The organism is Pseudolysinimonas sp., assembly GCF_044239695.1.
GTDB lineage: Bacteria > Actinomycetota > Actinomycetes > Actinomycetales > Microbacteriaceae > Pseudolysinimonas_A.
Window position 1 is genome coordinate 1 of record NZ_JBIIAW010000121.1, and the last position, 7,732, is coordinate 7,732.

7 protein-coding genes are annotated in these 7,732 nt (G+C 69.7%); 6 read left to right on the plus strand and 1 reads right to left on the minus strand.

Features of this window, described 5'->3' with window-relative positions; genetic code table 11:
- From ACILQS_RS14300 to rplL, 4 genes are all read left to right on the plus strand, one after another.
- The coding region (locus ACILQS_RS14300; RefSeq protein WP_395640800.1) for a sensor histidine kinase at positions 1 to 419 on the plus strand (419 nt) is incomplete at its 5' end.
- A 37-nt stretch (positions 420 to 456) separates the two neighbouring features.
- Positions 457 to 1,353 carry a hypothetical protein gene (locus ACILQS_RS14305; protein WP_395640801.1) on the plus strand — a complete coding sequence of 299 codons (897 nt, stop codon included), beginning with the start codon at positions 457 to 459 and terminating at the stop codon, positions 1,351 to 1,353.
- 211 nt (positions 1,354 to 1,564) lie between these two features.
- Complete coding sequence (gene rplJ / locus ACILQS_RS14310; protein ID WP_395640802.1) at positions 1,565 to 2,080, plus strand: 50S ribosomal protein L10; 516 nt, start codon at positions 1,565 to 1,567, stop codon at positions 2,078 to 2,080.
- A gap of 42 nt (positions 2,081 to 2,122) precedes the next feature.
- Positions 2,123 to 2,515 carry a 50S ribosomal protein L7/L12 gene (gene rplL, locus ACILQS_RS14315; protein WP_395640803.1) on the plus strand — a complete coding sequence of 131 codons (393 nt, stop codon included), beginning with the start codon at positions 2,123 to 2,125 and terminating at the stop codon, positions 2,513 to 2,515.
- A 210-nt stretch (positions 2,516 to 2,725) separates the two neighbouring features.
- Here rplL and ACILQS_RS14320 read toward each other — a convergent pair whose 3' ends face one another.
- Positions 2,726 to 4,336, minus strand: coding sequence for a LuxR C-terminal-related transcriptional regulator (locus tag ACILQS_RS14320; protein ID WP_395640804.1), 1,611 nt, complete (start codon positions 4,334 to 4,336; stop codon positions 2,726 to 2,728).
- 299 nt (positions 4,337 to 4,635) lie between these two features.
- On the opposite strand from ACILQS_RS14320, the gene ACILQS_RS14325 reads away from it, so the two are divergent.
- Together ACILQS_RS14325 and ACILQS_RS14330 are read left to right on the plus strand one after the other, a co-directional pair.
- Positions 4,636 to 6,702 carry a hypothetical protein gene (locus tag ACILQS_RS14325; RefSeq protein WP_395640805.1) on the plus strand — a complete coding sequence of 689 codons (2,067 nt, stop codon included), beginning with the start codon at positions 4,636 to 4,638 and terminating at the stop codon, positions 6,700 to 6,702.
- Positions 6,703 to 6,814: 112 nt separating this feature from the next.
- Positions 6,815 to 7,732: ABC transporter ATP-binding protein (locus ACILQS_RS14330; protein WP_395640806.1), on the plus strand; the 918-nt coding region annotated here is incomplete at its 3' end.

Sequence of the window (7,732 nt, forward strand, 5' to 3'; positions counted from 1 at the left end):
CGGACGCCCACGCAGCGGGACCCGACCACGAGTGGCGCGTCGAGGCCGGGGCCGAGCCCGTCGTGGTCGACGGCGACGTCAATCGCCTGCACCAGGTGCTCGCCAACCTGCTCGCGAACGCCCGGGTGCACACCCCCGCCGGCACGACCGTGACGGCGACGCTCGCGGTCGACGACGGGACGGCGGTGGTGACGATCGCGGATGACGGCCCCGGCATCCCGGAGTCCTTGCGTCCGGTGCTGTTCGAGCGCTTCGCCCGCGGTGACGGCTCGCGTTCGCGGACGACGGGCAGCACCGGACTCGGGCTCGCGATCGTCGCGGCGGTCGTCGACGCGCACCGGGGCTCGGTGGCGGTGGAGAGCCGTGCGGGCGAGACCCGCTTCATCGTGCGCCTCCCGCTCGCGGCGCCCGCGCGGTGAGAGCATAGGGAGTCCCTCGACCCAGAAAGGCGCTCGGATGCCCCGACTCCGCAGCGCGCTCGCGGTGCCTGTCGCACTCCTGCTCGCCGTCGCTCCCGCCGCTTCCGTGCACGCTCAGCCGGCGGCGCGCGCCGAGGGGTCGGTCCCGTCGGAGGTGCGCGCCTACGTTGCCGACGGATCGCTCGTCGCCCAGTTGAACGATGTCTACGGCGTCGACGCCGATGGTGACGGGATCGACTTCGACGACACGACGAAGCCCGGTGTGATCGAGCGGGTCCACGTCTGGAGCGCCGAGTTGCGGGACGGCGAGGAAACCGACCACCCCGTCGACCTGCTCAACGAGTGGATCGTGCCGATGACGATCGCCGAGGAGCCTGTCGGCCTCGCGACGGTCTGGATCAACCCGGAGACGGTGACACCCGAGTTGGCGTCGTTCGTGGCCGACCCCGAGCTCGCGACCGCGCTCGCCGTCGTTCCGGACGGCTCGTCGCTCGTGCACGACGTCGAGAGCGCGGCCTGGCTCGCCCTCGCCGCTGACGGGACGCTCACCCCGCTGGTCCCGGGGTCCACCGGGCTGAGCACGCCGGTGCCGATCGACGATGTCGCGATCCTCCCCGCCGCGGGCGGCGCGCCCGTCGCGGGCGGCGACCCGGGCACGGGCGTGGGCTTCGCGATCGCCGTCGTGCTCCTCCTGCTCGCCGTCATCGTGGTCGCGCTCATCGTGCCCGGACTGCGGCAGAAGAAGAAGGACGACGCCTCGGTCGCCGCTGACGCCGCGGCCGAGGACGCGGATGTCGTCGCCGCGCCGGAGGTGCTCGAACCGGCAGTCGCGCCGAAGGCGCTCGAGGCCGCCGCCGAGAAGCCCGAGAAGCCCGAGAAGCCCGCGAAGCCGGCGACACCGAAGAAGAAGAAGGCGCCCCCGACCGAGGACTGATCGGCCGGTTGCCGCCACGGCCGCCGGCACGTATGCTGTCCAAGGCCTTAGACCGCCGGTTCTCCCCTCGGGGAGACGAAGTTCCCGCGAGGGAAGCCTGCGCAGGTGTGTGAAGTGACCTCCCCTTCTGGGGTTCGAAGCTCCGTGCGTCTGCGCCGGGGCTTTTTTCGTGGGCCCGGGGCCGTCACTCATCACTACAGACAGGAACGCCATGGCGAACAAGGAAGCCACTGTCGCGGAGCTCACGGACAACTTCCGTAACTCCAACGCGATCGTGCTCACCGAGTACCGCGGGCTCACGGTCGCGCAGCTCAAGCAGCTCCGCGCGACGCTCCGTGAGAACGCGAGCTATGCCGTGGTGAAGAACACGCTCACCAAGATCGCGGCGAACGAGGCCGGCATCAGCTCGTTCGACGACCAGCTCGCTGGTCCGTCCGCGCTCGCGTTCGTGCACGGCGACACCGTCGCCGTCGCGAAGGCACTGCGTGACTTCTCCAAGGCGAACCCTCTGCTCGTGGTCAAGGGGGGCTATTTCGATGGCGCCCCGCTGACCGCCGCGGAGGTGGGCAAGCTCGCCGACCTCGAGAGCCGAGAGGTGCTGCTGGCCAAGCTGGCCGGCGCCATGAAGGCCTCGTTGTTCGGAGCCGCCTACATGTTCAACGCGCCCCTCGCGAAGGCCGTCCGCACGGTCGACGCGCTGCGCGCGAAGCAGGAGTCCGGCAACTAGTCGTTGCCCGGATCTGAAACCAGAAACAACAAGGAGTAAGAAATGGCCAAGCTCACCACCGACGAGCTGCTCGAGGCGTTCAAGGAGCTTTCGCTCATCGAGCTGTCCGAGTTCGTCAAGAAGTTCGAGGAGACCTTCGAGGTCACCGCTGCCGCCCCCGTCGCCGTCGCTGCCGCTCCGGCCGCCGGTGGAGCCGGTGGCGCCGCCGAAGCCGAGGAGGAGAAGGACACGTTCGACGTCGTCCTCGAGGCCGCCGGTGCCGGCAAGATCGCCGTCATCAAGGAGGTCCGCACCCTCACCAGCCTCGGGCTGGGCGAGGCGAAGGCCGTCGTCGACGGCGCGCCGAGCACGGTGCTCGAAGGCGTCAACAAGGACACCGCCGAGAAGGCCAAGGCCGCTCTCGAGGGTGCCGGCGCCACGGTGACCCTCAAGTAGTCACCGCCTCCACCACAGAAGCGCCGTCCCTTCGGGGGCGGCGCTTCTGCGTGCGGGGCCTCTGCCGGGTCCCGCGGAGAGCGGGTGGCGGGGCCACCGGTAACCAGCCGGAAAGCCCCGCCCATGTCGTACCGAGCTCGCCGGGATCAGGGACGGCGGCTCGCATGCAACGGCTCGATCAAATCACCACCTGCTGTGCGACAGATCTGTCTAACGGGGTGAATCGCGGGTGATCGAACGACCCAATCCGAGGGACTTGGCTTTGCGGATGGCATCCGTCCTCGTCGTCACGCCGAGCTTGCGGTACAGGCGTCGCAGGTGCGTCTTCACCGTGTTCGGCGAGATGAACAGGGCGGCGGCGATCCCGGCGACCGTCGACCCTTTCTCGACCTCGGCCAGCACGAGCAGCTCGCGATCACTCAGCGCCTCGATGAGCTGACCCTGCCCGGCGGTCCGCTCGGCGACGTGCTGGAGGATGCGCGACACCTCCGTTCCCTGCGTGCGGTCGAGTGCTCGCTTCGCCAGGCCGGCGAGGGTCCCGGGTGGCACCAACCGCAGGGGCGCCCGCGACCCGGTGCGGGCGATCGTCGCGAGTCCCCGGTCGAACATCACGTCGGAGAGGCGGTAGTCGCCGCGCTCGTATTCGATCGCGGCGCGGAGGATGCGCACCTCGACGAGGGTCCGCGGCGAGTGGTCGTCGGCGATCCGCTCGCAGCCGTCGAGCGATTCGGCTGCTCCGCCCAGGTCGCCGTGCCGCAGACGCAGTTGCGCGATGATGCGCGCCGGGCACATCAGGTGGTGCTCGTAGGGCGGCAGGTCGCGCAGGATCTCCCACGCTTCGTCGCCCTGATCGAGATGGATCAGCAACGACGCGCGGATCAGCTCGGCGGATGACAGGCCGAGCCCGGCCGGCGCCCAGGTGCGGTAGCCGTGACGAGCCCGCTCGAGGTAGTCGAGCCCTCCCGCCAGGTCGAGTTGCGCGAGTCGGAGGTAGCCGGCGGCGGTGAAGGAGAACGGCTCCCAGTCGGTGCCGCGTGCCGCGAGCAGCATCTCGGGCTCGACCGCTCCCGCCTGCGGCAGGTCGTGCTGCTCGGTGGCGATCAGCACCTGGGCGACGAGGGCCGGAGCGGCGAATCCCGTCTGGCCCAGCGTCGTGTCGCCGACCAGCTCACGTGCCGCGGCGATGTGATCGCTCGCGCTGCCGAGACCCGACTGGACGTAGTCGAGGAGGGCCAGCCCGCCGAGGCACTCGATCCGCTCGGCACGGGTGAGGGTGTCGGCGGCGAGCCCATGGGCGAACTCGAGATGGCGTCGCGCGTCGTCCAGCGTGCCGAGGTGGAGTCCGATCATCCCGGCTTCGAGCGCGTATCGCGCGCTCAGTCGGACGCGCATCGGAATGGTGAGGACGTTGCCGGCGTCGTCCAGTGCCCGTGCGCGGTCGAGGTAGTCGGTCGCCGCGTCGAGCCGACCCAGGGAGCGCAACGCGGCGGCGTGGGCGAGCCAGACGGTGACCCGCTGCGGGTCGGATTCGCGCCCCGCGTGCGCCAGTCGCGCTTCGGCGGCGTGCAGGTATCCGATCGCCGAGGACCCGCGGGTCCCGTCGGCCGCCCGGAAGCTGGCCGCCAGCGCACTGGCGATCACCGCATCGTCCTGCCAGGACTCGTCGGGCATCGTCGCGATCAGGGCACGGAAGTCGGCGCCGTGCTCGGCGGCGAGGGCCCGGGCATCCGAGCGCACGGCGACCAGGGCGGCGTCGGGATCACCAGCCGCCACGGCGACGTCGATCGTCTGACGCAGCTCCTCGATGGCGGGATGCGGCACGGATCTCCTGCGGCGCTTCGGCGACCGTCTCGGCCGGCGACGCGTCGAACGTTCGTCGTCGACAGCGGGAATCGCGCCCCGAAGCGACTGCTCCTCATGCCGGAAACCCCGGGGCGTGTAGTCGAGTAAACATTAGTTGCGGCCCTCAGGGCTGTCCACCATAATGAGGACCACGCCAGGACGTCCCCCGTCCGGGTGCCCCCCGAAAGCCCCCGATACGTCCCCCATCTGTCGTCAGACGACCCCCGCAGACCGTCTGCCGATCGATCGTGTCGGCTCGACCCGAACGAGAGACCCCCATGTCTTCCGAATCGCTGCGCGCGCGTTCGCCCTTCTTCTCCTTCGACACCGAGACGGGTTCTCGGCGTCCGCGCTGGATCGCCGCCCTCGCCGGTCTCATGGCGATCCTCTTCATCGTCACCGGCGTCGGTGTGGGTCTCGGCGCCGCCAACGCGCACACGCCGACGGTCAAGGTCGACTGCTACGGCGTCACCGTGAAGCTGCAGAGTTACAACACCAACAACAACGGCCAGAACAGCCTGAAGATCGTCATCGCGGGCTCGACGGTCGTCGACACCGCGAACTTCGGCACCTCGTTCCCTGAGACCACCTACAAGTTCGCGAACCCGTCGGCGACCAACAACACCTGGAGCGTCAAGGTCGTCGCGCACGACGACGACGGGGACAACGGATGGAACGTCGACGAGAGCGGCACCGCCCCGTCGTGCGACGCCCCGGCCGCGACGCTCACCTCGACCGAGTGCAACACGATCGACGGCACCACGACGGTCACCGCGACCTTCAGCAAGCTGCTCAACGGCCTGACCTACACGGCCCAGCTCTTCAAGAACGACGTCCCCTTCCAGGGCGCGTTCACCCCGTCGACCGCGTCCGCCAAGATCTGGACGAACATGGATGCGGGGGTGACGTACAAAGTCACGGTCACCAGCACCCAGTACTCGGGTCTCACCGCGACCACGCAGACCGTCGTGGTCGGCTGCCCGCAGAACAACGCCCTCGTCGTCAAGGTCGTGGAGTGCACGTCCCCGACGAAAGCGAACTCCAGCGTGACGGTCACCGCCTCGCAGCTGGTCGTCGGCCGCACCTACACCGCCATGGTCTACCAGGGCGCGACGGCCATCACGGGAGCCATCCCGGTCACCCAGGGCACCAGCACCTCGGTCGACTTCTCGATCGACGTCCCGCCGTCGACGTCCGGGTTGACGGTCGTGCTGACCGACACCCTCGCGGCCACGACCGTCACGAGCGCCTCGTTCGCGACGAAGCCCTGCCCCAGCGATCCCGGTGTGCCCACGGTCACCTCGGAGGTCTGCACCCAGGTCGGTCAGGACGGGTCGCTGACGGTCACCGTCTCGCTCACCGGTCTCACCGCCGGCCGCGTCTACCTCGTGCAGATCGACGGCGCGCAGGTCGCCGAGGTCACCGCCGCCGGGACGAGCCAGAGCGGTCTGGTCTACTCCGTCGCTCCTGGTGTGCACACGGTCACGATCGTCGACAAGCTGGTGCCGTCACTCACCAAGACGTCGGCCCCGGTCGATGTGAAGGCGTGCCCGACGCAGCCGGAGATCACCCTCATCCCGACCGAATGCCAGGAGGCGGGCGCCAAGGGCTCGATCGCGGTCACCTTCAGCGGTCTCGCCGCGGGACGCGAGTACTCGGTGACGATCACCGAGAACGGCAACGCGGTTCCCGGATACCCCGGTGCCGCGACGGTCTCGTCGACCCAGGCACTCGCGCCGTACACGAACCTCGACCCCGGCAAGACCTACACGGTGACGGTGACCGACAAGCTCGCGACCGCCGTGAAGGACGCCGCGAGCATCGCGCTCAAGCCGTGCCCGATGACGCCCGAGGTGAACCTCACGCTCGAGTGCCTCTTCCTCGAGGGCGACTCGCTCATCTCCGCGAAGATCAACGACCTCGCTCCCGGCGAGGAGTACGTCGTGGCGATCAGCGACGACGCGAAGGCGGCGCCGACCGCCCTCGGCGGCATGGGCGGCGGCACGGCCGTCGTGGCGGCCGGGGCCCCGGTCGACAGCACGACGGTGACGGGCTCGGCGACTCCGACGACCGTCACGTTCCAGGTGCCGAACAACCTCACCTACACGGTGACGGTCACGAAGGTGACGAACGCGAAGGTCACCGGTTCCGCGGCCATCTTCGCCGCGATCTGCGATCTGCCGACGTTCGACCTTCCGCCGGAGCTGCCGACCCTCGCCCTGACCGGCGGGGGTGACACGACGATGCCGATGCTCGGCGCGCTCGGTCTCGTGCAGTTCGGCTTCGCGCTGCTGGCGCTGGCGGCGATGCTGCAGTTCACGCCGCGCCGCCGGACGGCGCTGTGATCGCCTGACTCACCTCGAGTCGGCTGGGACGGCCCCCGCTCACCCGGGGGCCGTCCCAGCTCTCCGTGCCGGTCGCAAGTAGGCTGCCCCGGTGAGTATGGGGAGTCGGGGGATGACACCGCCCGGCGGACGTCGGGTCGGGGGCCGGGACGCCGAGGCCCAACGCGAACTCAACGCGCAGGCACCGCGCATCCCGGATCTCATCGCCCGGATCGGCGACCTCTTCCGGCCGCACCGCCGAGCCCTCACGATCACGATCGTGCTCGTGCTGCTGAGCGCCGCGCTCGGCGTGCTGCCGCCGCTGCTCACCCAGCAGGCGTTCGACCGCGGGTTGTTCCCGCCCGAGGGGCGCCCCGACGTGCCCGTGCTGCTGGAACTGGTCGGCCTCATGCTGCTCGCCTGGTTCGTCTCCGCGGGGCTCGGCGTGGGTCAGACGTACCTGACGGCCCGCATCGGCAACAACGTGATGGGCGCGCTCCGGGTGCGACTGTTCTCCCACCTCCAGGCGATGGAGCTCGGGTTCTTCACGCGCACCAAGACCGGCGTCATCCAGTCGCGCCTGCAGAACGACGTCGGCGGCGTCGCCGGCGTGCTGAGCAACACCGTGCAGAGCGTCGTCGGCAACACCGACACCGTCATCGCCGCGCTCGTGGCGATGCTGCTGCTGTCCTGGCAGATGACGATCGTCGCGGTAGTGCTCTTCCCGATCCTCGTGGTCATCCAGCGTCGGGTAGGGCAGGCGCGGGCGCGCATCGCGACGAAGACCCAGGAGTCGCTCTCGGACATGACGGCCATCACCCAGGAGACGCTGAGCGTCTCGGGGGTGCTGCTGGCGAAGGCGTTCAACCAGCAGGACGCCGAGGTCGGCCGCTACCGCGACGAGAACGACCGGCAGATCGGGTTCCAGATCCAGTTGGCGATGACCGGCCAGTGGTTCTTCGCGATCGTCAACGTGGTGCTCTCGGTGATCCCGGCGATCATCTATCTCGTCGCCGCCTGGCTGATCTCGCAGGACGTCCCGGTCACCGCC